Source organism: Carnobacterium alterfunditum DSM 5972 (genome assembly GCF_000744115.1).
Taxonomy (GTDB): domain Bacteria; phylum Bacillota; class Bacilli; order Lactobacillales; family Carnobacteriaceae; genus Carnobacterium_B; species Carnobacterium_B alterfunditum.
Map to the genome: position 1 here is coordinate 1,128,036 of NZ_JQLG01000004.1, position 25,570 is coordinate 1,153,605.

At 35.6% G+C, this 25,570-nt stretch carries 20 protein-coding genes, 1 tRNA gene and 2 pseudogenes; 19 read left to right on the plus strand and 4 right to left on the minus strand.

Going from position 1 to position 25,570, the window contains the following annotated elements:
- The first annotated feature begins 194 nt into the window (after window positions 1–194).
- From yaaA to gyrA, 4 genes are read left to right on the plus strand one after another with little or no spacing between them, the layout of a single operon-like run.
- A complete protein-coding gene (yaaA, locus tag BR50_RS05810; RefSeq protein WP_034547067.1) occupies window positions 195–446 on the plus strand; it encodes a S4 domain-containing protein YaaA in 252 nt (83 codons plus the stop codon).
- Window positions 446–1,567, plus strand: a complete 1,122-nt coding sequence (gene recF, locus BR50_RS05815) for a DNA replication/repair protein RecF (protein WP_034547069.1) — start codon at window positions 446–448, stop codon at window positions 1,565–1,567. The genes yaaA and recF overlap by 1 nt, the downstream gene beginning before the upstream one ends.
- A gap of 2 nt (window positions 1,568–1,569) precedes the next feature.
- Window positions 1,570–3,507 (plus strand): DNA topoisomerase (ATP-hydrolyzing) subunit B, encoded by a 1,938-nt coding sequence (gene gyrB, locus BR50_RS05820; protein WP_034549014.1) that lies wholly within the window; start codon window positions 1,570–1,572, stop codon window positions 3,505–3,507.
- 23 nt (window positions 3,508–3,530) lie between these two features.
- Window positions 3,531–6,110: a DNA gyrase subunit A gene (gene gyrA / locus BR50_RS05825; RefSeq protein ID WP_034547071.1), complete on the plus strand. Its 2,580-nt coding sequence runs from the start codon at window positions 3,531–3,533 to the stop codon at window positions 6,108–6,110.
- Window positions 6,111–6,308: 198 nt separating this feature from the next.
- Here the strand turns inward: gyrA and BR50_RS05830 are convergent, their stop codons facing one another.
- Entirely contained in the window at window positions 6,309–7,268 is a 960-nt protein-coding gene (locus tag BR50_RS05830; protein ID WP_034547073.1) for an IS30 family transposase, read from the minus strand.
- Window positions 7,269–7,351: 83 nt separating this feature from the next.
- On the minus strand, window positions 7,352–8,644 hold the full coding sequence (locus tag BR50_RS05835) for an ISL3 family transposase (protein WP_034547075.1): 1,293 nt from the start codon (window positions 8,642–8,644) through the stop codon (window positions 7,352–7,354).
- Window positions 8,645–9,459: 815 nt separating this feature from the next.
- On the opposite strand from BR50_RS05835, the gene rpsF reads away from it, so the two are divergent.
- The 11 genes and pseudogenes from rpsF to BR50_RS05885 all read left to right on the plus strand — a co-directional run bounded on the left by rpsF (window position 9,460) and on the right by BR50_RS05885 (window position 19,676).
- Window positions 9,460–9,759, plus strand: a complete 300-nt coding sequence (rpsF, locus tag BR50_RS05840; RefSeq protein ID WP_034547078.1) for a 30S ribosomal protein S6 — start codon at window positions 9,460–9,462, stop codon at window positions 9,757–9,759.
- A gap of 48 nt (window positions 9,760–9,807) precedes the next feature.
- Window positions 9,808–10,263 (plus strand): annotated as a pseudogene (ssb, locus tag BR50_RS05845) (single-stranded DNA-binding protein); the annotation flags it as partial.
- Window positions 10,243–10,326: pseudogene (locus tag BR50_RS13125) on the plus strand (single-stranded DNA-binding protein); the annotation flags it as partial. The pseudogenes ssb and BR50_RS13125, both read left to right, overlap by 21 nt.
- Before the next feature lie 30 nt (window positions 10,327–10,356).
- Window positions 10,357–10,596, plus strand: a complete 240-nt coding sequence (rpsR, locus tag BR50_RS05850) for a 30S ribosomal protein S18 (protein WP_007724031.1) — start codon at window positions 10,357–10,359, stop codon at window positions 10,594–10,596.
- 327 nt (window positions 10,597–10,923) lie between these two features.
- Window positions 10,924–12,924 (plus strand): DHH family phosphoesterase, encoded by a 2,001-nt coding sequence (locus BR50_RS05855; protein ID WP_034547082.1) that lies wholly within the window; start codon window positions 10,924–10,926, stop codon window positions 12,922–12,924.
- A gap of 4 nt (window positions 12,925–12,928) precedes the next feature.
- A complete protein-coding gene (rplI, locus tag BR50_RS05860) occupies window positions 12,929–13,384 on the plus strand; it encodes a 50S ribosomal protein L9 (RefSeq protein WP_034547084.1) in 456 nt (151 codons plus the stop codon).
- Between the two features lie 195 nt (window positions 13,385–13,579).
- Entirely contained in the window at window positions 13,580–14,962 is a 1,383-nt protein-coding gene (gene dnaB / locus BR50_RS05865; RefSeq protein WP_034547086.1) for a replicative DNA helicase, read from the plus strand.
- Between the two features lie 253 nt (window positions 14,963–15,215).
- Window positions 15,216–16,508: an adenylosuccinate synthase gene (locus BR50_RS05870; RefSeq protein ID WP_034547088.1), complete on the plus strand. Its 1,293-nt coding sequence runs from the start codon at window positions 15,216–15,218 to the stop codon at window positions 16,506–16,508.
- A gap of 143 nt (window positions 16,509–16,651) precedes the next feature.
- Window positions 16,652–16,724, plus strand: a tRNA-Lys gene (locus tag BR50_RS05875).
- Window positions 16,725–17,139: 415 nt separating this feature from the next.
- Window positions 17,140–17,952, plus strand: a complete 813-nt coding sequence (locus tag BR50_RS05880; RefSeq protein WP_211249844.1) for a ZIP family metal transporter — start codon at window positions 17,140–17,142, stop codon at window positions 17,950–17,952.
- Window positions 17,953–18,194: 242 nt separating this feature from the next.
- Window positions 18,195–19,676 (plus strand): alpha-amylase, encoded by a 1,482-nt coding sequence (locus tag BR50_RS05885; protein WP_034547092.1) that lies wholly within the window; start codon window positions 18,195–18,197, stop codon window positions 19,674–19,676.
- A gap of 98 nt (window positions 19,677–19,774) precedes the next feature.
- On the opposite strand, the gene BR50_RS05890 is transcribed toward BR50_RS05885, so the two are convergent.
- Together BR50_RS05890 and BR50_RS05895 are read right to left on the minus strand one after the other, a co-directional pair.
- Window positions 19,775–20,158: a YtxH domain-containing protein gene (locus BR50_RS05890; RefSeq protein WP_034547094.1), complete on the minus strand. Its 384-nt coding sequence runs from the start codon at window positions 20,156–20,158 to the stop codon at window positions 19,775–19,777.
- A gap of 36 nt (window positions 20,159–20,194) precedes the next feature.
- On the minus strand, window positions 20,195–20,647 hold the full coding sequence (locus BR50_RS05895) for a hypothetical protein (RefSeq protein ID WP_034547096.1): 453 nt from the start codon (window positions 20,645–20,647) through the stop codon (window positions 20,195–20,197).
- 342 nt (window positions 20,648–20,989) lie between these two features.
- On the opposite strand from BR50_RS05895, the gene BR50_RS05900 reads away from it, so the two are divergent.
- From BR50_RS05900 to BR50_RS05915, 4 genes are all read left to right on the plus strand, one after another.
- A complete protein-coding gene (locus BR50_RS05900) occupies window positions 20,990–21,508 on the plus strand; it encodes a PTS sugar transporter subunit IIA (protein ID WP_034547098.1) in 519 nt (172 codons plus the stop codon).
- A 201-nt stretch (window positions 21,509–21,709) separates the two neighbouring features.
- Window positions 21,710–22,417 carry a response regulator YycF gene (yycF, locus tag BR50_RS05905; protein WP_211249826.1) on the plus strand — a complete coding sequence of 236 codons (708 nt, stop codon included), beginning with the start codon at window positions 21,710–21,712 and terminating at the stop codon, window positions 22,415–22,417.
- A gap of 6 nt (window positions 22,418–22,423) precedes the next feature.
- Entirely contained in the window at window positions 22,424–24,268 is a 1,845-nt protein-coding gene (gene walK, locus BR50_RS05910) for a cell wall metabolism sensor histidine kinase WalK (RefSeq protein ID WP_034547103.1), read from the plus strand.
- Window positions 24,265–25,569: a YycH family regulatory protein gene (locus BR50_RS05915; RefSeq protein ID WP_034547106.1), complete on the plus strand. Its 1,305-nt coding sequence runs from the start codon at window positions 24,265–24,267 to the stop codon at window positions 25,567–25,569. The genes walK and BR50_RS05915 overlap by 4 nt, the downstream gene beginning before the upstream one ends.
- Window position 25,570 lies beyond the last annotated feature (1 nt).

Consider the following 25,570-nt stretch of genomic DNA (forward strand, 5'->3'; position numbering starts at 1 on the left):
ATGATATTTTCGTTTTAAGCAATTATGGAAGCTTTAAGGTCTTTTTTTATCTTTTAGCTAAAATCGATAATAGTAGGGTTATTTTTAGATTCAGTTGTATTATTGGCTAAAAGATAGTATAATAAGAAGAATAAGCAGCAGTGTGATGCGTGGATTATATCCACGCATATTTTAATGAAAAGTAGGTGAAAAAGATGAAAAAAACAATTAAAATCAATCGTGAATTTATTACATTAGGACAACTTTTAAAACATGTAAATATTATTAGCAGCGGCGGAATGGCTAAATGGTACTTGGCTGAACACACAGTACTTGTCGATACTGAAATTGAAAATCGTAGAGGTAAAAAACTTTATCCTGGTTCAGTCGTTGAAATACCAAATGAAGGAACTTATTTTATCCAATCAGAAGAGGCTTCTACTGAATCAATTGAGGACAAAAAATAATGCTATTGAAAGAAATCCATCTTTCCAATTATCGTAATTATGAGCATGCTGAAGTTATTTTTTCTAAGGGAATCAATGTTTTCTTAGGAGAAAATGCCCAAGGAAAAACTAGTTTGATGGAAGCTATTTACGTATTAGCAATGGCAAGAAGCCATAGAACTGCAAATGATAAAGAGACCATTCGATGGGATCAAGATTTTGCGCGGGTAAGTGGAAGAATACAAAAGAAAAACACTAGTTTTCCACTTGAGATCTCTATTTCTAAAAAAGGAAAAAAAGCAAAATTTAATCATTTAGAACAAAAAAAACTAAGTGAATACATTGGAAATTTGAATGTTATTTTATTTGCACCAGAGGATCTATCTCTGGTGAAGGGTTCGCCTTCTGTCAGGAGAAAGTTTTTAGATATGGAAATGGGGCAAATGAGCCCTATTTATTTACACCATCTTGTGCAATACCAGCATCTTTTAAAACAAAGAAATAGTTATCTTAAACAATTAAGTTTAAAAAAAGAGAAGGATCTAACTTTTTTAGATATTTTAACCGAGCAGTTAGCAGAATATGGAGCGGCTATTTTATTAGAGCGTTTTTCTTTTGTAAAAAAATTGGAAAATTGGGCCAAACCGATCCATGGTGAAATTTCTAAACAAAAAGAACAGCTTGAAATTGAGTATGCGTGCAGTCTGAAAATTACAAACGAGACAAACAAAGAACAAATTTATTCAGATTTAATGAACGCCTATGCCCAAGGTAAGCAGCGAGAATTAGAGCAGCGAACCACTCTTTTTGGTCCTCATCGAGATGACTTGAAATTTAGTGTGAATGGAAGAAATGTCCAAACATATGGCTCTCAAGGTCAACAAAGAACGACGGCATTGAGCGTTAAATTAGCTGAAATCGATTTGATGAAAGAAATGACGGGTGAGTATCCCGTCTTATTGTTAGACGATGTCTTATCAGAATTGGATGATGAACGGCAAACTCATTTGTTGAAAGCTATTCAAAACAAAGTCCAAACCTTCTTAACGACAACTAGTTTAGATGGAATAAAGAAAAATATGCTGGAAGCTCCAAAAATTTTTCTGATTGATAATGGCCAAGTAGAAATGGAGAGTGAATGAGTGTGTCTGAAGAAATGAAAAGTAAACAAGATTTAGCAAATGAATATGATGCGAGTCAAATACAAGTTCTAGAAGGTCTAGAAGCCGTTCGTAAACGTCCAGGAATGTACATTGGTTCAACAAGCAGTGAAGGTTTGCACCATCTAGTATGGGAAATCGTAGATAATTCAATTGATGAAGCCTTAGCTGGTTTTTCTGATGAAATCAACCTTAGTATTGAAAAAGACGGAAGTATCATTGTTACGGATAATGGACGTGGAATTCCAGTCGATATCCAAGCTAAAACAGGCCGTCCGGCAGTGGAAACCGTTTTTACGATTCTTCATGCAGGTGGTAAATTTGGCGGTGGAGGCTATAAAGTTTCAGGTGGTTTACATGGGGTAGGATCTTCAGTGGTTAATGCTCTTTCAACTACGTTAGATGTTTACGTATACAAAAACGGAAAAATCTATCATCAACAATATGCTCAAGGGAAAGTTGTCCATGATGTAGAAGTGCTTGGTGAAACCGATAAACATGGAACAAAAGTCCATTTTGTACCAGATCCTGAGATATTTAAAGAAACAGTTGAATTTCATTTTGATAAATTAGCTACACGTGTCCGTGAATTAGCTTTCTTAAACAAAGGATTGAAAATTACGGTTGAAGATAAACGTGAAGGTAAAGAACAATTTCTAGAATACCACTATGAAGGTGGTATCAAGAGTTATGTATCATTTTTGAATGAAAATAAAGCTGTCCTATACGATGAACCTATTTTTCTAGAAGGCGAACAGCAAGGGATCACTATTGAAGTAGCTATGCAGCATACAGACGGTTATCATAACAACCTAATGAGTTTTGCTAATAATATCCATACTTATGAAGGTGGAACACACGAATTTGGTTTCAAGACGGCATTAACTCGTGTGATAAATGACTACGCTAAAAAGAATAAATTGATCAAAGAAAATGAAGAAAACTTAACGGGTGAAGATGTACGTGAAGGGCTAACGATCGTCTTATCTATTAAACATCCAGATCCTCAATTTGAAGGACAAACGAAAACAAAATTAGGTAATTCTGAAGCACGTACTATTACAGATCGCTTATTCTCTGCGCATTTCGAAAAATTTTTAATGGAAAATCCGCAAGTAGCTCGTCAAGTTGTTGAAAAAGGCTTGCTTGCTGCTAGAGCTCGTTTAGCTGCAAAAAGAGCCCGTGAGGTTACACGTAAAAAAAGTGGACTAGAGATCAGCAACCTGCCTGGTAAATTGGCTGACTGCTCAAGTAAAGACCCTACAGTCAGTGAAATATTTATCGTTGAGGGAGATTCTGCCGGAGGTTCTGCTAAGCAAGGACGTTCAAGATTATTCCAAGCTATTTTACCGATTCGTGGAAAAATACTAAACGTAGAAAAAGCAACACTAGATAGAATTCTAGCAAACGAAGAAATTCGCTCATTGTTTACTGCTATGGGAACAGGATTTGGAAACGACTTTGATGTTTCTAAAGCTCGTTACCACAAATTAGTTATCATGACAGATGCGGATGTTGATGGAGCACATATTCGTACATTATTATTGACGTTATTCTATCGCTACATGCGTCCAATAGTTGAAGCGGGTTATGTCTATATCGCTCAACCTCCTTTGTATCAAGTGCGCCAAGGTAAAAAAATGGTTTATTTGGATTCAGAAGAAGAATTGGATAATCATCTGAAAGAAATTCCTCTTTCGCCAAAACCTGTGATCCAACGTTACAAAGGTCTTGGAGAGATGGATGCTGAACAATTATGGGAAACAACCATGAACCCAGAAAATAGACGGATGCTCCAAGTCACAGTTGACGATGCTATCGAAGCGGATAAAAGTTGTGATATGTTGATGGGTGATCGTGTTGAACCAAGACGTCAATTTATTGAAGAAAATGCACGCTATGTACAGAATTTAGACATTTAATCCAATTAGGAGGACAATAAAAAATGGCTGAAGAATTTAAAGAAAATATAAAAAATATTGAATTAAGCCATGAAATGCGCACGTCATTCCTTGATTATGCAATGAGTGTTATTGTAGCGCGCGCATTGCCTGATGTACGAGATGGTTTAAAACCAGTACATCGTCGTATTTTATATGGTATGAGCGAATTAGGTGTAACACCGGATAAATCTCACAAAAAATCAGCACGTATCGTTGGGGATGTTATGGGTAAATACCATCCTCATGGAGATAGTGCGATTTATGAATCAATGGTTCGGATGGCACAAACTTGGAGCTACCGTTATCCGTTAGTCGATGGTCACGGAAACTTTGGGTCAGTGGATGGCGATGGAGCTGCAGCAATGCGTTATACTGAAGCTAGGATGACAAAAATGGCATTAGAAATGCTGCGCGATATCAATAAAGATACGATTGATTACCATGACAATTACGATGGATCAGAACGTGAACCAGATGTTTTACCGGCTCGCTTTCCAAATCTACTCGTAAATGGAGTTACAGGGATTGCTGTTGGTATGGCCACTAATATCCCACCCCACAACTTATCTGAGGTTATCTCGGCATTGCACATTTTAATGAATGATCCAGATGCAACAACTGCTGATTTAATGGAAGCTATACCTGGTCCTGATTTTCCAACTGGTGGATTAGTAATGGGTAAATCTGGTATCAGAAAAGCCTATGAAACAGGTAAAGGTTCGATTATGGTTCGAGCTAAAGTTGAAATCGAAATACAAAAAAATGGCAAAGAACGCATTATCGTGCATGAACTGCCTTACATGGTAAATAAAGCAAGATTAGTGGAACGTATCGCTGACTTGGCTAGAGACAAACGAATTGAAGGCATAACCGATTTAGCCGATGAATCCGACCGAGACGGTATGCGCGTTGTAATCGACGTTAGACGCGATGTTAGCGCAAGTGTAGTCTTGAATAATTTATATAAATTAACGTCCCTTCAAACATCATTTGGTTTTAACATGCTAGCTATTGTTAATGGTGTTCCGAAAGTATTAAGTTTAAAATCCATTCTTGAAGAATATTTAAAACATCAAGAAGTTGTCATTCGTAGAAGAACAGCTTACGATAAACGCAAGGCTGAAGCGCGGGCACACATCTTAGAAGGTTTAAGAATTGCTTTAGATCATATTGATGAAATCATTCGCCTTATCCGTGGTTCAAAAACGGGAGATATCGCTAAAACGGCTTTGATTGAAACATATGGTTTATCAGAGAAACAAGCCCAAGCTATTTTAGATATGCGAATGGTTCGATTAACTGGTTTAGAGCGTGATAAAATCGAATCAGAATATACCGAATTGATGGCTTTGATTGCAGATATGGCTGATATTTTAGCTAAACCGGAACGGATACACACGATTATTGAAACAGAGCTTCTTGAAGTACAAGAAAAATTTGGGGATGCTCGACGTACAGAGTTATTAGTAGGAGAAGTTCTAAGTCTTGAAGATGAAGATTTGATCGAAGAGGAAGACATTGTTATTACTTTGACAAGCAAAGGATATATCAAACGTCTTCCAAGTTCTGAATTCAAATCGCAAAGACGTGGTGGACGCGGCATACAAGGAATGGGAGTTCATGATGATGATTTCATTGAAACTTTGGTCTCTTGTTCAACGCATGATACATTGTTGTTCTTTACGAATAACGGTAAAGTTTACCGTTCGAAAGGATACGAAATTCCGGAGTATGGCCGTACAGCTAAAGGAATTCCAGTCATTAACTTGTTAGGTATCGACTCTGGAGAAACCGTCCAAGCTGTCATAAATGTTAGAGGAGAGTCTGAAGAAGGACTTTATCTGTTCTTTACAACTCGCCTTGGAACAGTTAAAAGAACGGATGTAAAAGCCTTTTCTAATATCCGAAGTAATGGCCTAAAAGCTATTGTATTAAAAGAAAATGACGAATTGATGTCTGTTTCTGTAACCAAAGGAGACCAGAATATCATTATTGGAACACATTTGGGTTACGCTGTAAGCTTCCATGAAAATGATGTTCGAAATATGGGTAGAACTGCTGGTGGTGTTCGTGGTATCCGATTAAGAGAAAATGATTATGTTATCGGAGTAGACCTGTTAAAAGAGGATTCTGAAGTTCTGATCATTACAGAAAAAGGATACGGTAAACGAACTAAAGCAAGCGAATATGCTATTAAAGGCCGTGGCGGAAAAGGAATCAAAACAGCTAATATTACAAGTAAAAATGGTAACTTAGCTGGTTTAACAACCGTCAGAGGTGATGAAGATATTATGTTGATAACAAATACGGGTGTTATTATTCGTTTTAGTGTTTCAGCAGTATCACAAACGGGTCGTGCAACATTAGGTGTACGCGTTATTCGAGTAGCTGAAGATGTAAAAGTTTCAACTATGGCAAAAGTAGATGCAAAAGTCATAGATGATGAAATAGATGAAGCAGGGATTGTTTCTGAATTACCAGCTACCGAAGATAAGGCATTAAATGAATCAAGCCAAGAAGTTGAAAGTGTCGATGATTCTGAGAATGATGCAGAAGAAGGCACCGACTCAACAGAAGAATAAAAAATTATCAAAAAGAGGCTGGGATATAAACTAGCTGAGAATAAGAAATAGGGACTGTTTATCAGGAAACTGATACACAGTCCCTTTTTTTGGGCTCTACGTCAAATGGTGTGGATGAGCTAAATTTAGTTGGAAATAACGTCTTGTTTAAGCAGCGTGAGAGAATCTTCTCGCGCTGCTTTTTTTTGCTCTGATTTGTCAAATTAAGCTAGACAAAATATCTTCACTCATGTAACTCAAAAATACTTCCAATGGTGTTTGATACTTCAATGATTTTCTTGGAATATTATTTCTCTTGTCTGCAACGGAGGAAACAAACGATTGGTCGACTTGATTAAAGTCCATTTCTTTTGGTAAGCCATCTTTTCGTAGCAAACCATTCGAATTTTCATTCAAAGCGCGTTGTGAAGGTGTTCCAGGATCTGCGAAATAAATAGCAACATCATGTTGGTTGCATATTGATTTCCAGTTAGAAAATTCTTTTCCACAATCAAACGTTATGGAGTGGAATAAATTTCTTGGAATGACTTGAAACCAGCGATTCATAGCTAGTTCAATATCACTGGCCTTGCGTCCCTTGGGTTTCAAGGTAATAATGACTTTCGACAAACGTTCCACTAACGTTATGACCGCACTTTTATGTTGGACACCTACAATGGTGTCGCCTTCTATATGGCCAAATTCTTTATTGAATTGAGGGTAGTCTTTCTCTCTTTCTGCGATATTCCGCTTGAAAGCTTGTTTTCCTCGACGTTCTTTATGACCATTTGGCTTTCTTTTACCCTTCATTGGGAGTGTCGTTTCATCAAAGATTTTTTCTTTGAATTGGCGGTAAAGGGTACGGACAGAACACTTAATGGGCTCTTCCGCCCGACCGATAATGACATCAGGAGTCCAACCTTGAGCGACTTTATCTTTAATGTAGGCCTGTTGTTGCTTTGGGAGAACGATTCTGTGACGCCCACAATGTTTTTTATTTTCCTTATACTGTTGGTAATACTCAAGGGCCGTATGGCCTTCTTTTAAGAAGTTAATGACGGCATAAATGGGTGTACGAGTTCGGTTTAAATAGATGGCTATTTTGGCAACTGAGATATTTTGGTGGTAATAAGATTCTATCATCACTAGCTCATCCGTGGTAAGATGTGTGTAGGTCATTCGTGATCACTCCTATGTCTTCTTTTGTCGGAAATACATTTTGAGTGTACCACGAATGGCTTTTTTATTTGTCTAGCTTAATTTTACAATCGGCGTGCTTTAAAACTAATCAAAATACGACATCTAAAGTTCTGAAAATTCCGATAACCATAAGCAACCCGTTTGATGACTTTTATTTTATTGATTGACCCTTCTAAAGCACCGTTAGAATAGGGATACATAAAAGTATGTTTTATCCTAGGCAAGTGTTTACGCAGGGTTTTAAGGGCAGTCTGCATAAAAGGAGATAACTCTTTAGGAGAAGCCTTAAGTACAAGGTTTTTAAACCCTTTATAGTCATTTTTTTTAGAATAATAAAGAAGATTTTGATACAAATCATACGTCGCTTTAAGAGTCTCGTCGAGCGTAAGTAGGTAGTCGATGATTTCTGTATTCGGTAAAGGTTTTTTAAAGAGTCGTTGATAGCGGTAATCCTTAAAATTTAAGTCGTCTGAATCCTTTAACAGGAGTTGCCAGTACCTTTTAAATTTTCTGTAATTCTTTAAATCTTCTGAATTAGAGGTATGGAATTGTTTCATTGTTTGAACTCTGGTTTGATTCAACGAGCGTGATATCAACTGAACGATATGGAAACGGTCAATGATCACTTTAGCATTAGGAAAGAGATCTTTAACTAATGTAAAGTAGGCCGCGTTCATGTCTACGACAATCGTTTTTACGTTCATCCTCGTCTTATAGGGATAGCGAAGAAAGTGACGGCGTAAAGCTAGTAGCAGCCGAGTTGGCAAGATATCGATTGGTTCATGTGTGTCTGCATTCGAATAAATAAAGCTCATTTTTCCTTCGACGTTTTTAACGGATTGAAATTCATCGAAAGAGAGGTGTTGCGGCAAGGATTTGAAGGTATTTTTAACAGACTGATTGAGTTGTTTCAAGACTCTGTCTACAGTGGTAGGAGAAACAAAATGCCGTTTAGACAGGTCTTTTATAGAAATAGTGTCGGCTAATTCAACCGCGATAGACTGTTTGACCCGTTTAGCGATGAAGCAACCTTCTTCAATTTCAGGAGAACGTGCAACAAAGGTAACACCGCATGCTCTACAAAGAAACCGCTGCTTCTTTAATCGAATAGACGTTGCATAATGAGTCGAACTGACCCATTTAACCCTAGAGGTTAAATACCCATTCTTTACAATAGAGTAGGCGTGGTTCTTCATCCCACAACACTCACAGTGAGTGGGTTTGTACGTTAAAGTGGCATAGAAAACTTTTGATCTGAACCCTTTGATTCGTTTCTCCTCGCAAAATTTTTCATCAAAAAAGATATTTTTATCTTTTAAATCAAGTGCAGTTCGGATACAATTATTATGAGACATATGAATTTTCCTTTCTAGTGGGTTGTCGTGACTTTATTCTAACTGGAAAATTCATTTGTTTCTATTTTTTTATAAAAAAATAGGTGCGAATGAATTTCTTCATCCACACCAAAAATTATACAGCCTTTTTTTGTTATATCCATCGATTGTCTGAAAAATGGTGTTGGTGTTCTAAAAGAAATTTCTTCTGGAATAACGGATTTGCTTGTGGAGAGCCATGGAAGCGCCTGGAGCCTTTGGTCTTCCAGGCTTGAATTCTTTACATGGCTACAAGCAACTCCTATTCCGTCAGAAATTTAAAGTGAGTAGTCAAACGGATCTATGAATATCAAAAATTATAGTCTCATATCGATTGTTTAAAAAAAGTGTTGGTGTTCAAAAAGAAATTTCTTCTGGAATAACGGATTTGCTTGTGGAGAGCCATGGAAGCGCCTGAAGCCTTTGGTCTTCCAGGCTTTCAATCCTCAAATAGAGCTTAATCGCTAAAGCGTTAAAGCTCTATAATTCGCATTGAATTCTCTACATGGCTACAAGCAACTCCTATTCCTTCAGAAATTCCAGGTAAGTGATCAAATTGATCTATAACTTTTTGATAAAAAAAGTTAAAGGTATTACAGTCAATCGCATGCTCATTTTGGATTTTATAATTGTGATCAAACCGAATTTTTTTAAATATTTAAAACGCAATTCAGGTATTGATGTTCATAATAAAACATGCTATACTGAACGGACGTGAGTAATCTAATGAATATTCAATAGGTTACTCTCCTTGCTCTGTAAAAAGAGCCAAAGTCCATAAGGAGGTGACAGTCAAGATGAGTAAAGCAGCAAAATACGAAATTTTATACATTATCCGTCCAAACATCGATGAAGCTGAAAAAACAGCTTTAGTTGAACGCTTTGACACTATTTTAAAAGATAATGGTGCTGAAATCACTGAATCTAAAGACTGGTCGAAACGTCGTTTTGCTTACGAAATTAAAGATTTCCACGAAGGAATCTATCATATCGTAAAACTTACTGCTAATGATGCAGCTGCAATTAACGAATTCGATCGTTTATCTAAAATCAGTTCTGATATTCTGCGTCATATGACAACTAGAGAAGAAGACTAAGCAAAAAATGTTTCACATGAAACATTTTTATCGGAAGGAGTGGGCAATGTGATTAACAATGTTGTTTTAGTTGGAAGATTAACAAAAGATGCTGATTTAAGATACACTTCAAATGGCACAGCAGTAGCAACATTTTCATTGGCTGTAAACAGACCGTTTACAAACCAAAAAGGTGAAAGAGATGCTGATTTTATTAACTGTGTAATTTGGAGAAAAAGTGCTGAATCATTTGCAAATTTCACTAGAAAAGGTGCATTAGTAGGTGTGGAAGGCCGTATCCAAACACGTTCTTATGATAATCAACAAGGGCAACGTGTGTATGTTACAGAAGTAGTTGTTGAAACGTTCTCATTATTAGAATCAAAAGCTAAAAGCGATGAACGTAAAGACCAAAGTGATTCTCAATCTGGATCTCATGGTTCTCAACAAAAAACTTATAACAATACACAAAGTAACTCACAAGACGCTGCTCCCCGTAACCAACAATATCAAAACTTTGGAAACTCTGATCCTTTTGAGAAGAGTGGACAGCCAATTGATATTTCAGATGATGATTTACCATTCTAAAATGAATGGGAAATAAAGGAGGAAAATGAAATGGCTCAACAACGTAGAGGCGGCAAAAAACGCCGTAAAGTTGATTTCTTTGCAGCAAACCATATCGAACATGTGGACTATAAAGATGTTGATCTTTTAAAACGTTTTATCTCTGAAAGAGGTAGAATTTTACCGCGTCGTGTTACTGGAACATACGCAAAAAATCAACGTAAATTAACTAAAGCAATTAAACGTGCTCGTATTATGGGATTATTACCTTTCGTAACTGACGAACAATAAAAAAAATGAAAGGAGTTGAGGCAAATGTCTCAGCTCCTTTTTAATTTACATATGGAGATGCACTTGGGAAGGACACTCTAGAAAAACTAACTCGTTGATATCAATATAGTGAAATCATCCTTAATGAAAATTTAAAGGAGCGTTTGTTTTTTTAGTTGCTTTGAAAAGTGTAAATGTTTTTATATGAGAAAAAGAGTTCAACTAAAAGTTTCACGTGAAACTTTTAGTTGGATTTGTTTCATGTGAAACAAGTTGTCTACTTGGGTAACAAGTGGTAAAATAGTAAATGAACTTTAAACAGGAAAGAGATGGAAAAAGGAGTCTGTTATGAATAAGAAACTATCTCAAGAAAAACTTCCGGAATTCTTAAACGATAAAAAAATACAAATTATTATAACGATTATAGCGACATTGCAATTAGGTACAATCATTCTGGGATTCTTCGCTAATTTTGGAATTGGTTTAGCATTATTGGTTATTTTTATAGTAGTATTATTTTTATTGTATGATTTGTTAAAAAAATTGACAATTGAAAATAAAAAATATATTTCTGATTTAGCCTTTCGAATTAAACGAGGGGAACAAGAAGCGCTTATAAAAATGCCAATTGGGATCCTGTTATTTAATGAAAACTTACAATTGCAGTGGATCAACCCCTATCTTCAATCACACTTGGGTTATCAAGAAGTTTTAGGTAAGCAATTAGAAGATGTTGATAGTGAATTAGCCGCATTGGTTAAAGAAAGTCAAGATTCTGGTTTGAAAACAGCTAAGTGGGGCGATAAATTTTTCCAAATTATTATTCAGAAGGATATAAAAGTTGTATACCTTATGGACATCACAGAATACGCTATCATCCAATCAAAATATGAGGATGAAAAGATAGTTGTTGGAAATATTTTTGTTGATAATCATGATGAAATTACTCAAGGGATGACGGATCGGAACATATCTAATTTAGATAATTTTATAACAACGCAACTATCAAATTGGGCAAAATTACATCATGTATACTTAAAGCGGATCACTGAAGATCGTTTTATTGTTATGATGCATTATAACTCTTTAGAAAAGATGGAAGAAGAGAAATTCAGTATCATCGATCAAATTAGGGAAAGAACATCAAAACAAAATTTCCCTTTAACAATAAGTATGGGTATTGCCTATGGATCTGAGGATTTAAGTGAATTATCTAAATTAGCTCAAAGTAACTTGGATTTAGCTTTAGGCAGAGGTGGAGACCAAGTTGTTGTCAAGGGCTATGATATTGAACCACGTTATTATGGTGGAAAAACAAACCCAATGGAAAAAAGAACGCGTGTTCGTTCCAGGATGATCAGTCAGGCACTTCAGGAACTAATAAAGCAATCTGACCAAATTTTTATTATGGGACATAAGTATCCTGATTTAGATGCTATAGGCTCTTCTTTAGGAATTAGAAGAATTGCTGAAATGAATAATAAAGAAGCATGGGTCATTGTGAATCCAGAAGAGTTTAGTAAAGATATATCCAAATTAATGAAGGAAGTTGAAAAAGATAATCAAATTAGCCGCTATATTATAACTCCGTCAGTTGCAGAACAAATGATTACGGTCAATAGTTTAGTTGTACTAGTTGATTTCCATCGTCCTTCTATGGGGATAGCACCGGACCTGATTTCACGGACGAATAAAGTAGTAGTTATTGATCATCATCGTCGTGGAGAAGGATTTCCAAACAATCCTGCTTTAGTTTATATTGAACCTTATGCGTCATCTTCAGCTGAATTGATCACTGAGCTGTTTGAATACCAATCAGAAGAAGCAGACCCAATCAATAAAATTGAAGCTACTGCTTTATTAGGTGGAATTGTTGTAGATACAAATAGTTTTTCTCTTAGAACAGGATCTCGTACGTTTGATGCGGCGAGCTATTTAAGATCTTGCGGTGCTGATGCCGTTATGATCCAGCGATTATTGAAAGAAGATACAGAAACATATCTTCTTCGTAGCCACTTGATCGAAACGATTGAATTTATCACTGAGAATATAGCAGTTGCGATTGGTGAAGAAGGCAGTATTTATGATACAGTAGTAGCAGCCCAAACGGCAGATACGATGCTTTCGATGTCCAATGTAGACGCAGCATTTGTTATAACGAAGCGGTCTGATAAAAAAATTGGTATCAGTGCTCGTAGTTTGGGTGAAATCAACGTACAGGTCATTATGGAACAACTCGGTGGCGGCGGACATTTATCCAATGCAGCTACACAGTTAGAAGACATAACGATAAAAGAAGCAAAAGAATGGCTTCGAGATGTTATTGTAAAGAGTGAAGAGGAGGAATAAAATTATGAAAGTCATATTTTTAGCAGATGTAAAAGGTAAAGGCAAAAAAGGCGATATAAAGAACGTTGCAGATGGATATGCGCATAACTTCTTATTAAAAAACAATCTGGCTAAAGAAGCTACATCAGCTAGTGTAAGTGAATTAAAAGGAAAAATAAAAGCTGATGAAAAGAAAGAAGAAGAAATCTTACAAGAATCTAAAATGGTAAAAGAATTTCTTGAAAAAGAAGAAAATGCAATTGAAATTAAATCAAAAGCTGCTGATGATGGGCGTTTATTTGGATCTGTCACAACTAAACAAATAGCTGCTGCGGCTGAAAAACAATTAAATATTAAACTAGATAAACGTAAAATTGAGTTGCCGGTTCCTATTAGAAGCTTAGCATCAATGAAAATCGATGTGAAGATCCACCCGGAAGTGGTCGCTACTATAACGGTCAGAGTATTACCAGAAGATTAAATTAGTATGAAAAGTAAAACATTTGGCTCCGTAGTATAAGAGCCAAATGTTTTTTTATTTAGATCCATCAGAAAGGAACGAGCGTTCTTTTTGATGGATTGTATTTCTTATATTTTTAAGGTAGAATAATAGAATTGAATCCAATTAGTTTAAGGAAAATAATCGTAGTATTGATAGTGAAAGGGAGAGGATCTATTGGCACAAGAAGCTTTTCAAGACCGCTTACCGCCGCAGAGTATAGAAGCTGAACAAGCTGTATTAGGTTCCATATTTTTAGACCCGGATACTGTTGTTGGTGCTTTAGAATTTATCGAGTCAAAAGATTTTTATCGTCGTGGACATCAATTGATTTTTCAATCAATGTTAGAACTAAATGGTCATAACGAAGCTATTGATATCGTTACGGTAACCAATGCATTAGAATCTAGAAATCAGTTAGAAGATGTCGGTGGAATGGCCTACTTAGCCGAACTGGCTGTTTCTGTTCCAACGGCTGCTAATATGGAGTATTATGCAAAAATAGTAGAACAAAAAGCTATTTTAAGAAATTTGATCCATACAGCAACAGATATTGTTACCAGAGGATATGAAGAAGGAGACGAGCTTGCAACGATTTTAGACGAGGCAGAGCGCAGTATCCTAGAAGTATCTGAAAGACGTAATAGGAGTGGTTTTTTAGCCATTTCAGATGTGTTAAATAGCTCTATTGCTCAAATAGATCAGCTTTATCAAAATAATGAGGAAATTACTGGTTTGCCGACTGGTTACCAAGCATTAGATAAAATGACAGCTGGCCTCCAAAAAGAAGAGCTGATTATTTTAGCTGCTCGTCCAGCAGTAGGGAAAACAGCATTTGCTTTAAATATTGCTCAAAATATTGGAACTAAGACGGATGAAACAGTTGCTATTTTCAGCTTAGAAATGGGTGCTGAATCGCTTGTCAATCGTATGCTTTGTGCGGAAGGCAGTATTGATGCCGGTCATTTAAGAACTGGAACATTATCAGAAGAAGAATGGCAAAGTCTGATCGTAGCTATGGGCAGTCTGTCAAAAGCCAATATTTATATTGATGATACACCTGGAATCAGGATCGCTGAAATCCGTGCTAAATGTCGCCGACTAAAACAAGAAAAAGGAAATCTTGGTTTAGTTTTAATTGATTACCTGCAGTTGATTGAAGGAACTGGGCGTGAAAGCAGACAACAAGAAGTTTCTGAAATTTCTCGTCAACTAAAAAAATTAGCGAAAGAACTAAAAGTACCTGTGATTGCATTGTCTCAATTATCTCGTGGTGTTGAACAACGTCAAGATAAACGTCCAGTATTAAGCGATATTCGTGAATCTGGTTCTATTGAACAAGATGCTGATATAGTAGCTTTTTTGTACCGTGATGATTATTATGATCGTGAAGGCGGCGAAGAAGACGACGATCATGAACCAGGCGAAGATAATGTGATAGAAGTTATTATTGAAAAAAACAGAAGTGGTGCAAGGGGTACAGTTAAACTTTTATTTATAAAAGAATACAATAAATTTTCTTCGTTAAGCTATTATCCAGATGATCTGGCTCAACGTTAAAAAAGACTAATACGGACTATTGATGTGATCCAAAAAAGTTAGATGAGTTCATAAAAATCTGATTTTTAGGATACTGAACAATAGATTGTTCGTATATTGTCTTTTTTTTTGATTTTTTATAAAAAAATGTTCGTCTATTTCTGATTTTTTAGTTAAAATAAAATGAAATATTCGTTTATTTGTTGAAACAATAAACATTTACTGATAGAATTAATAAGTATTTGGGTAAAAAAAAAAGTAATGAGGTGTTCATGTGTCTTCAGTAGTAGTAGTAGGTACACAGTGGGGCGATGAAGGAAAAGGTAAAATCACAGATTTTTTAAGTGAAAATGCTGAAGTAATTGCACGTTATCAAGGTGGCGATAATGCCGGACATACGATTCAATTTGATGGTGAAACGTATAAATTACATTTAATTCCATCGGGTATTTTTTATAAAGACAAAATCAGTGTCATTGGAAATGGTGTTGTTGTAAATCCTAAAGCGCTTATTAAAGAGTTAGCTTATTTAAATGAAAGAGGAATAACAACAGATAATTTGCGTATATCTGATCGAGCACATGTTATTTTACCGTATCATATTCAATTAGATCAATTGCAAGAAGATTCTAAAGGCGATCAAAAAATCGGAACAACAATCAAAGGTATTGGCCCAGCTTACATGGATAAAGCAGCTCGTATCGGTATCCGAATGGCTGACCTATTAGATAAAGATATTTTTGAAGAACGTTTACGTATCAATCTAGAAGAAAAAAATCGTAGTTTTGTAAAAATGTATGATTCTACAGCAATTGAATTTGAAGATATTTTTGAAGAATATTACCAATATGGACAACAAATCAAACAGTATGTTTGCGATACTTCAGTAGTCTTAAATGATGCTTTAGACGATGGCAAACGTGTATTATTTGAAGGGGCTCAAGGGGTTATGTTGGATATTGACCAAGGTACATATCCATTTGTTACTTCTTCTAACCCAGTGGCTGGTGGAGTGACCATCGGTAGTGGTGTTGGTCCTTCAAAAATCGATAAAGTAGTCGGAGTATGTAAAGCTTATACTTCACGTGTGGGAGATGGTCCATTCCCAACTGAATTATTTGATGAAGTAGGACAAAAAATCCGTGAAATCGGTCGTGAATACGGTACGGTTACTGGACGTCCGCGTCGTATTGGTTGGTTTGATACTGTAGTGATGCGTCATTCAAAACGAGTATCTGGTATTACGAATCTTTCTTTGAATTCAATCGACGTTTTAAGTGGATTAGAAACGGTTAAAATTTGTACTGCTTACGAACGCAATGGAGAAGAAATTTTATATTACCCAGCAAGCTTGAAAGAGTTAGCTGAATGTACGCCAATCTATGAAGAATTACCAGGTTGGAGCGAAGATATCACAGCATGCCGTACTTTAGCAGAGCTTCCTGAAAATGCAAGAAATTATGTACACCGTATTTCTGAATTAGTCGGCGTCCGTATTTCAACATTCTCAGTTGGACCTGACCGTGAACAAACAAATATTTTAGAAAGTGTTTGGGCACAAATTTAATAAGTGATCGATTGACCAAACAAAAGATTTCCTTTTGTTTGGTTAATTTTTTTTGCATGATAAGCTTTAGAAGAACAATATACTTTTTAATTTTTCACCTAAAAGTATAAAAATGTGTTAAAATGTATCTTGTAAGAAAAAAAGGGGTGTTAGCTCAGTTGGTAGAGCAGCTGACTCTTAATCAGCGGGTCGAGGGTTCGAACCCCCCACATCCCATTGGGTGCCAAACCCACGAGACGGACAAATGTTGGTGCGAAAGCATTTTGAAAACATTTGTTGCGTCTCTTTTTTTTGGAATACGACTTAGTTAAAAACCAACGATCGACACCTTAAATAAAATGAAAAATCTAGATGGTACCTACATTTTACAGCCCAGCATTGCAGTAGTCTGCTTGATCAGCAGTTGTAAAATAAATTTTTTATTTGATAAAAATACAACTTATGTCAGTATAGATATTATTTTTTATTGACTAGTCACCTAAATATAAGTAATGGAAACGTTCAATAAATGATATAAAATAATAAATTTTTTTTATTTGCTAAATATAGCAATCATCAGCCGTTTGTAAAAAAAAGAGAAGAGCTGTAAACTGAACACGAAGAATAAAATACATGAGGAGTGAAGTGATTGATTGATTTTTTTAGTTCATTAAGCCCGGTAGTACAAACGCTACTAGCATCGTTCTTTACGTGGGGAATGACCGCTTTAGGAGCATCTTTGGTGTTCACTACCAAGAAGGTCAACCAGAAATTAATGGATGGTATGCTTGGTTTTGCCGGTGGTGTAATGATCGCTGCCAGTTTCTGGTCACTTTTAGCGCCAGCTATCTCAATGGCTGAAAGCGGTCCGGTACCGGGATGGATACCTGCTGCTGTCGGTTTTATGTTAGGTGGTATCTTTTTATGGAGTGCAGATAATGTCTTGCCCCATCTAAGTCCTAGTATGCCCCCATCGGAAGCTGAAGGGGTTCATCCTCTAGAGAGAAAACGCAGTACATTATTGGTTTTAGCAATCACGATGCATAATATACCTGAAGGACTAGCCGTTGGGGTTGCCTTTGGATCGGTTGCAACAGGTAATCCTGAAGCGTCTATTGCCGGAGCGCTTGCTTTAGCGATTGGTATGGGAATTCAAAATTTCCCAGAAGGAACATCTGTTTCAATGCCTTTAAGACGAGATGGCATGTCCAGGGCTAAAAGTTTTTACTATGGTCAACTTTCGGGAGCAGTTGAACCGATCGCTGCTCTAATAGGGGTATTAGCGGTTACTGTAATGGAACCCTTGCTTCCATATGCTTTAAGCTTTGCAGCTGGAGCCATGATCTTTGTTGTTGCCGAAGAAGTTATACCGGGTTCACAAGAAAATGGCAATAGAGATTTAGCGTCTATGTGGTTAATGATCGGTTTTACGATCATGATGATCTTAGATGTAGCTCTTGGATAAAAAAATCAATTAGATGCACAAAAAAGGAACGCAACATTAAACTGTTGCGTTCCTTTTTATTTGGCGTATTAGTTTTAATTTCTGCGTTCCATAAAAGGGCTATTTCTTTTTATTATTCTTTCTAAACAAAAGATGGTAAAATTATTTAAATCGCACTAAAAATCCAGATTTTAAAAAGCATAAAACTAGACTGTTAAAAAATAATGAATGATAGTAGTTAGTTTTAGAAGGGATGAATAGGAATGTTTAAAAATGGGGTAATGATGCAGTATTTTGAATGGCATTTAGAAGATGATGGTAATCATTGGAAAAGATTAAAAGATGACGCAAAACACTTAAGAGAAATCGGAGTGACTAGTGTGTGGATTCCACCATGTTTTAAGGGTACAGGGACACAAGACAATGGATATGGCATCTATGATTTATACGATTTAGGAGAATTTGATCAAAAAGGTACTGTACGTACGAAGTATGGCACCAAAGAAGAATTGATCGAAGCCATCGATGAGCTGCATAAATATGAGATACAAGTCTATGCTGACGTGGTTTTAAATCATAAAGCTGGTGCAGATAAAACGGAACGATTTAAAGTAATTGAAGTAGATCCAGATGATCGCAATCAACCGATCAGTGACCCCTATGAAATTGAAGGATGGACCGAGTTTACTTTTCCTGGTAGAAAAGGAAAATATTCTGATTTTCAATGGCATTGGCATCATTTTTCTGGAACAGATTACAATCAAGAAAATGAAAAAAAAGCTATTTATCGTATTGAAGGTCAAAATAAAGGCTGGGCAGATAATGCAACTGTAGATGATGAATATGGGAATTACGACTACTTGATGTATGCTGATATCGATTATAGCCATCCTGATGTCATTGAAGAAATAAAAAAATGGGCAAATTGGTTCATTGAAGAAACAGGAATAGATGGATTCAGGCTAGATGCAGTTAAACACATAAACGAAAAATTCATTTACGAGTTACGTGAAAGTATTGAAGCTAATTTTGGGAAACAGTTCTTTATCGTTGGAGAATATTGGGATCAAGATTATGCAAGTTTAAATAGTTATTTGGACAGTCAAGACTACAAGTTAGATTTATTTGATGTTGGTTTACATCATCAACTGGAACAAGCTTCAAAGCAGGGCAATGGATTTGATTTAAGACAATTATTTGACCGGACATTAATAAAAGAGCATCCTATGCATGCGGTGACGTTTGTGGATAATCATGACTCACAACCGGATCAATCGCTTGAATCATTTTTAGAGCCATGGTTTAAACCTATAGCTTATGGCATCATCTTATTAATGGAACAAGGCTATCCTGTTTTATTTTATGGTGATTATTATGGTATTAAAGGAGATGACCCAATCGAGCCCCAACGAGAAGTGATCGATAAATTATTGTATCTTAAAAAGAACTTTGCTTATGGAGTTCAAACGGATTATTTTGATCACGAAAATTGCATTGGTTGGACTCGTTCAGGAAATGAAGAGCATCCAAAAGGGTGTGCTGTAGTTATTTCCAATAGTGAAGCTGGATATAAGGATATGTTTGTAGGTAAAGAAAAAAGCGGACTTGTATACGAAGACTATTTGGGCAATTGTACAGAGACGGTAACCATTGATGAAGCAGGCAATGGACATTTTATCGTTGAAGCAGGCTCTTTGTCAGTATGGATCGAAAGAGAAGAACAAACGGTAAAATCAGCAGTATGAAGCAATCAGAGGTATGCTTTTTGTAATAAACCTTAGCATGATCGTTTGACGACAAAAAAATAGGCTAGGGACAAATTGTCCCTAGCCTATTTAAGTGTTTATAATTGTCCGCGTCTATCTTCAACAGATAAATCAGGAGCATCAGATAGATCTTCAACTACAGATATTGGTGGAACTTCTACCGTATCGGTAACTTCTGAGTCCTCAATTGTTTCAGAAGGTATGTTTAGATCAGCCGCAATATCTTCGATAGTAGCAGCTAATTCAGGATCAGTATAGCTGATCTCTTCTTCAACTTCTTTGTAGCTTTGTTTTACTTCTTCGGTAAAACTGTTTACTTGGTCCATTGCTTGATCTTTTAAATCGTTTGCTTGAATTTTTAAATCTTTGCGTAATTCTTTTCCTGATTTAGGAGCGAGTAGTAAAGCAGTAACTGCAGCAGCAGCGCCTACGAATAAAGTTCTAGTAAAGCTATTAGCCATAATGTAAGTCCTCTTTTCTAAGTTGGTTTAATTTAGTTAAATGAAAAACGTTTTTTTGTTCTTTTTTTTTCTGTTTTGGTACATCTTTAAAGCTGTTTTTCCTACTTTTGTTATTCGAGGAGGAGTATCAGGTGCTTTTTTGTTCGAGCTAGAGAAAAGTTGTGAAACGGCTTTAGTACTATTTTGTTTTAAATCGTTGATCGATTCTCCAAATAAAGCTGTTGTCTGAGTAAATTCAGAAAGATAAGCTTGTTTAACAGCTACATCTTTTGCCATGCCATCTACTCGAGTGGTCATTTGATCCACCGTACTTTTTATAGCATCTGCTTCTTTTGTGAAATGATTTATTTGATCTTGAACAGTAGTTTGATTTGAATTCATTTCTTTCACTAAACTTCCTACTTTTTTACCCATGAGTACCCCGACAGTGATCAAAGCAACTAAGGCCAAAACCATGATACCAATAGCTATGATAAATTCGATTGCCATTTTAGCTTTTACGCTCCTTTCATTAAGATAGGTTTAACAAATAGGTTTAACTGAATACGAAAGCAGGTAAATCACCTATTTAATTTATCAATGAATAATTCATTCACCTTTATTTTCTATAGAATACCATTAATAATAGGAATATCCAAATAAAATGAAATCGCATTAATATGAAAATTACAACAGCAGAAAAAAATTAGATTTAGATAAGCAGCTATAATTTTTGTTTTTTTATAAAAGATAGTCAAAAGGAGTAGAATCCGGTACAATTAAAGATAAAATAAAGAGTAGATGGATTTTGATGATTAATAAAAAAGAGTTAAAAATTGGAGGATTATTGGAATGAGCTCATCTTCAAGTCAAGAAGTACAAAAAGAAATAGTAGTGAGGAAAAAAGCACTGTTGGTAGCCGTAACGGATGGCAGTATAATACCTATAGAAGAAGTGCCTGATCTGGTTTTTTCTGAAAAAATGATTGGAGAAGGTTTTGCTATGATTCCGACTTCAGATGTAGTCTATGCACCCATTGGTGGAAAATTGTTTCAAGTAGCCGATGCTTTACATGCATTTGAAATCCGTACAGAAGACGGATTAGAAGTTTTAGTTCATGTTGGGTTAGATACAGTAACGCTAAACGGAGCAGGCTTTAAAACCAATTTAAAAAAAGGCATGGTAGTAAAACAAGGAGAACCTTTAGTGGAATTTGATAAAGAATACCTTATCAGTCGAGGTTGTCGACTATTTATTCCTGTCGTCGTCATAAATGGGGGAAATGAAAATTATCGATATGTTTTCAAACCAAATAACGAAGTCGAAGCTCAAGCCAAAAAAACGATTGCTTTAACGATTGAAGGATATTAAAAACCACATCTGTATTTTTCTCTAAATTAAGAGACTATATCAAACCCTTAATGTTGTTTTTTGCACTCTCATCTTATGTTCGGTATAATGTAAGGTAGGACTGTGTGTCAATCTATATATAGTAAAATAGACTAAAAATCAAACTCAATTAAAAAGTTGAAGCAAGTTGATTAAAAAAAGAAACTCTAAGGAGGTCTCATTTTGAAAAAAATATTGGTAGTTGATGATGAGAAACCAATTTCAGATATCGTCAAATTTAATTTAACAAAAGAAGGCTATGAAGTATTCACAGCATATGATGGAGAAGAAGCGTTAGAAAAAGTAGAAGAGGTCTTACCAGATCTTATTATTTTAGATTTAATGCTGCCAAAAAAAGATGGACTAGAAGTTTGTCGAGAAGTACGTAAAAATCATGATATGCCTATTATCATGGTCACAGCAAAAGATTCAGAAATTGATAAAGTTCTTGGCTTGGAGTTAGGTGCTGACGACTATGTGACAAAACCTTTTTCAAATAGAGAGCTGGCAGCACGTGTGAAAGCAAACTTAAGACGACATGATAATGCGAAAACACTAGTTGTTGAAGAAGTTGAAACGAATGATATTGAAGTAGGAGCCTTGACGGTCCACCCAGATGCTTATATTGTTTCTAAAAGGGGAGCAACAATTGAATTGACGCACCGTGAATTTGAATTACTGCACTATTTAGCTAAACATTTAGGTCAAGTTATGACTAGAGAACATCTACTGCAGACTGTATGGGGCTATGATTACTTTGGTGATGTAAGGACAGTAGACGTAACGGTTAGAAGATTAAGAGAAAAAATAGAAGATAACCCAAGTCACCCAACATGGCTTGTTACAAGACGTGGAGTGGGCTACTATTTAAGAAATCCTGAACAGGAGTAATATTTCATGAAGAAAAAAATCGCTTTTTTTCAATCTATTGATTTCAAAATAATTTTTGTTTTTATTGTGCTGCTATTAGTTGCATTAGAATTGATTGGAACTTATTTTGTTAGGCAATTAGAAACTCAATTGGTCACTAATTTCCAAGAAGAAAAAGGGCTTCAAGTTGGATTTTTAGATAACACGATCCAACCCATTTTGTTAGATGATGAAACAACAAAAGATAGCCAAGAGATTTCAACATTGATTGAAGATTTTTCTGGAAATGGTATTTTAGAAGTTCAGGTTATCGATGCTCAACATTATGTATTAGGAACAAGTAATAGTACACAACAAAATATTGTTGGCAGTAAAACGAATGAAAAAGATGTCCATCAGGCTTTATTACTTGGGAATACAGTTACAAGCCAATATAAAGACCAAACGACCAACGACCGAATCTGGAAGTTGGTTTCTCCTATTATTGCAAGCGATGGGTCAAATGAAATACTTGGAGTAATAGCGTTAACAACCAATATCGAGAGTGTCTATGAACAAATAAGTGAAATAACCCTTATTTTCCTTAATTCTTCTTTAGTAGCAGTAGCACTAACGGTTATTTTAGCGTTATTTATTTCCCGGGCAATAACAAAACCCATTACTGAAATGACGCAACAAACGATTCAGATGGCTGACGGAGATTACTCAGGACAAGTTAAAGTGTATAGCAAAGATGAATTAGGTGTTTTGTCTACAGCAATCAATGATCTGTCGACGAAAGTTGAAGAAGCACAAGAAACAACTGAATCTGAACGAAGACGTCTAAATAGTGTGTTGACTCATATGACAGATGGCGTTATAGCAACAGATCGAAGAGGGATCATTGTTATTATTAATGATAAAGCAATGGAAATGCTGAATATTTCCCAGGAAATGGCACTAGGTGTTTCAATCTTAAAAGTATTGAAAATAGATAAGGAATATACCTTGCGTAAATTACTGGAAAATGAAGATGTGATCTCATTAGACTTCTCAACTGAAGAGATGTTGGTTACTCTCAGAGGTGAATTCACTCTTATTCAAAGAGAGACTGGCTTTATCAGTGGTATCGTATGTGTGCTACATGATGTAACGAAACAAGAGAAAATTGATAATGAACGGAAAGAATTTGTTTCTAATGTATCACATGAATTAAGAACACCTTTGACAAGTATGAGAAGTTATTTAGAAGCATTGCTAGATGGTGCTTGGAAAGATCCAGAAATTGCTCCACAATTTTTACAAGTAACACAAGAAGAGACCGATCGCATGATCCGTATGATCAAGGATTTATTAGATCTGTCACGTATGGATTCTAATAAAGAAACATTAGATTTAGAATACCTCAATGTAAACGAATTGTTTGATCATGTTATCAGACGCTTTGAAATGATGATAAAGTCTTCTGATAAGTCTAAGAAAAATTTTTCTATCAAAAGAGAATTTACGAAAAGTAAATTATGGGTAGAGGTCGATGCAGATAAAATGATCCAAGTTTTAGACAATATCATGAACAATGCTATTAAATATTCCCCAGATGGGGGAACGATCACATGTGGGCTTAATGAAACAAATGATAGTGTGATTTTTAGCATAAGTGATGAAGGTCTTGGTATACCAAAAAGAGATTTAGCAAATGTATTTGACCGTTTCTTTAGAGTCGATAAAGCGCGGGCCCGTTCTATGGGCGGAACCGGATTAGGTTTAGCAATATCTAAAGAAGTCGTTCAAAAACATAAAGGTAAAATATGGGTTGAAAGCACGGAAGGAAAAGGAACAACTTTTTATATCTCATTGCCTTATCTTCCGTATCAGGAGGATGATTGGGAATGAAAAAAAATGTGATTTTAAATATTTTTTTAGTATCTCTTATTACGTTAAGTCTTTTTTTAACTTTTATTATTTGGACTATGCCTAGTCAATTTAATGAAGAGACGAACACAAGTCAGGGAACGACCTCTTCTGTTTCAATTGAGCGAAAGATATCTGAAGTATTTGGACCGGTTCAAATAGCGCTCCATAAAAATGAAGCGATAAATATCTTTACTCAAACTGATGTAGTAAATTCTTTGACTAAAGAAATGGCTAGTTGGAAAGTAGACACTTTAGATGAACCTATTGAATTAACCAATGAAGAATATAAAGAAAGATTAAGTGAATCCAATGCATTAGAGATGATTTTTGTAGAAAATATTTCTTTTGGTATATTTGCGGATAGATTTAATGATCTTGCAGGAGAGTATCAGGACCGTGCATTTAATCGTATATTCTTTTTAGAAAATGACTCAAATCAAATATATTTTTACAATACTCATTCGAAATTGTTTTATAGCGAATCGATTGAAGGAATCAATCAGAAAAAGATAAATGAGGTATTGAGTGCTGACAGTGCAAAATCTTATTTGGCAACAGCTATTCTTGAAGAAGGTAAGCAAATTTATACGTCAATAGAGGAAATTGAGTTGCCCTATTTAAGTTATTTGGTTGAGAGACAAGCAAATCAATTATTTATTGAAGGTTTATTCGACGATACTTCAGAAGTTAGAGAAAATAGTGATAATTCTGATAATATTGTTAGTTATAACGATTACGTTAGTGAATTACAAATCAACGAAGACACCGATATTTTAACTTATTATAGAAATCGGAACACTGAAAATAAATTATCGATTACCGAAACCCTAAGATCAAGTTACAATCAAATGATCCAATACGAAAATTGGGCTTCTGCGGTCCACTATTTTGGCTATAATGATTCAACAAGAGAAGTCACTTATCGTCGTTATATTGAAGGTTTTCCTGTATTCAGTGATGGCTCTGATTACGGAACTACACATATTACAGTTGTTGAAGATGGTTTATCACGATTACAAGTTCCTTTAGTCATTGCACAAACGCCGATTTCCGATGTTGAAGAACGAAAAACACTTCAGAGTGGAGTAAGTATCTTGGATGCTTTAGTAGAATATGGCTACGATAGTGCAGATATTGATGATATAAAAGTTGGCTATACGTGGACAAATAGCACGGAATCAGACCGTGTTATCAATTTAGAACCTAACTGGTATGTCAATATTGACGGCACTTGGGAAATTGCACAGAGCCTGCTTCTAAATGAAGAAGGAGGCCAATAAG